This window comes from Chryseobacterium sp. S0630 (assembly GCF_024158915.1).
GTDB lineage: Bacteria > Bacteroidota > Bacteroidia > Flavobacteriales > Weeksellaceae > Chryseobacterium.
Genome location: NZ_JAMZGF010000117.1, coordinates 1 through 1,949 on the forward strand (window position 1 = coordinate 1; position 1,949 = coordinate 1,949).

Consider the following 1,949-nt stretch of genomic DNA (forward strand, 5'->3'; position numbering starts at 1 on the left):
AACGCTAAGACGCAAAGAAATTTCTGAAGTATTATCCCGTTTCTAAGGCGCAAAGATTTTATCTCCGATAAAATTGAGTTCTGCCTATTTTAATCTTTTACAGCGACACCAAAATAAGCAGCAACACAAAAAAATCTGTGAAATCCGCGAGATCTGTGGGAAAAATAAATACGGGTTATGTCTTGAAGAATGAAAGTTAATTGATGCTTTTACACCTGTCAGGGAGGATTTTTTTGTTTAATAAGACACTATAAATAGATTTCAAAAACGCTAAGACGCAAAGAAATTTCTGAAGTATTATCCCGTTTCTAAGGCGCAAAGATTTTATCTCCGATAAAATTGAATTCTACCTATTTTTTAATGTTTTCCAGCTTCAGCAAAATAAGCAGATAAACACGAAAAGATCCGTGAGATCTGTGGGAAAAATGAATATGGGTTATTTGAAAAAACTTATCTCCAACAAATTCAAAATATTCTTGCGCCATTTCGATAATCCAACAAAAAACCAAATACTGCCATTTTTAGCGACAAATTTTAAACAATAAATAAATTTTAAACAAAACATAAAATGCAACCGATTAACCAAACTAAATATACAACATTATAATTATATAAATATTAATATATTAAAATATAAAATACTTTAATATTAATACAATAATTTTACACCAAGAACAAATCACAAAATATAAACTATGAAAACAACGTTCAAGGCGGCCTTATTAACAGCCGCTCTAAGCTCTGCTTTTGCCTTAACCGGATGTGGTCGGGAGGAAATCAACAATGATCTGGCGCAAAGCGAACTCAGCATTAAAAACTCTTTATCGCAAAAGATTGTTCCTCTGGCCAATTGTATAGCTCCGGGATGGGCTTCTCAAAATGGTGGAACTACCGGTGGTGGAACAGCAGCAGAAACAACCGTTTCTACTTACGCACAATTAAAAGCAGCTATTGAAAATACAGCCGTAAAAGTGATCAAAGTAACAGGAACAATCACCATCACGACCCGCTTATCCTTCCAGGACCAGACAGGAAAAACAATTTACGGAACTACCGGAGCCAAACTGGTTTCTACAGATCAGACGAAAGACGGTTCAGGAATTATCAATATTAAAAGATGTAATAATATCATTATCCGGAATCTGATTTTTGAAGGTCCTGGTGCTTATGACACCGATGGTTGGGACAATGCCATTCTGGACGACTGCCGAAATGTATGGATAGATCACTGTGAATTCAGAGATGGAGTGGATGGAAATTTCGACATTAAGAATAAATCCGATTATATTACCGTTTCTTATACGAAATTCCATTATCTGAAAGCTCCAAAACCTGGAGGCTCGGGAGGGACGGATGATCACAGATTCTCAAACCTTATCGGATCCAGTGATGGTGCCACTGCTGATGCAGGAAAACTGAATGTAACTTTTGTCAGATGCTGGTGGGCACCTGGATGCAGAGAACGTATGCCAAGAGTAAGATTTGGTAAAATTCATATCCTGAACAGTTATTTCAACAGTTCTGTAAGCAACAAATGTATTGCAGCAGGGGTTCAGGCCAATATTCTGGTAGAAAGAAATGTTTTTGAAAATGTAAAAGAACCTATCAATCTGATGAGTGGATTTACAGCGGTAACTCAATCCGGAAGCAGTTTTATCAATGTTACCGGAAATACAGCAGGAAGCGGAACAGCATTCACTCCGCCATATAGTATCACAAAACTTAACGTAGCAGATGTAAAGGCAGATGTAACGGCTAATGCAGGAGCTACTTTAGGAGGCAATGTTTGTGATCAGTTTTAAAAGAAGTTTTTAATAATAGCAGTAATAAAAGGAATAAAGGCTGTCCAAAAAGGACAGTCTTTTTTATACGACCCATTACTGTCCGATAAAAAGTATAAATACATTGAAAATATTAATATTTACGCTATGAATTAACAGGTCGCTCCT

Annotated in this window: 1 protein-coding gene; it reads left to right on the forward strand. The window is 36.2% G+C overall.

Going from position 1 to position 1,949, the window contains the following annotated elements:
- The first annotated feature begins 695 nt into the window (after positions 1 to 695).
- Positions 696 to 1,802 (forward strand): polysaccharide lyase family 1 protein, encoded by a 1,107-nt coding sequence (locus NK356_RS23985; RefSeq protein WP_253318243.1) that lies wholly within the window; start codon positions 696 to 698, stop codon positions 1,800 to 1,802.
- Positions 1,803 to 1,949: the final 147 nt, after the last annotated feature.

Excerpts from the sequence above, each read along its gene's own strand:
- NK356_RS23985 (WP_253318243.1), top strand. The coding sequence starts at position 696 with ATGAAAACAACGTTCAAGGCGGCCTTATTAACAGCCGCTCTAAGCTCT.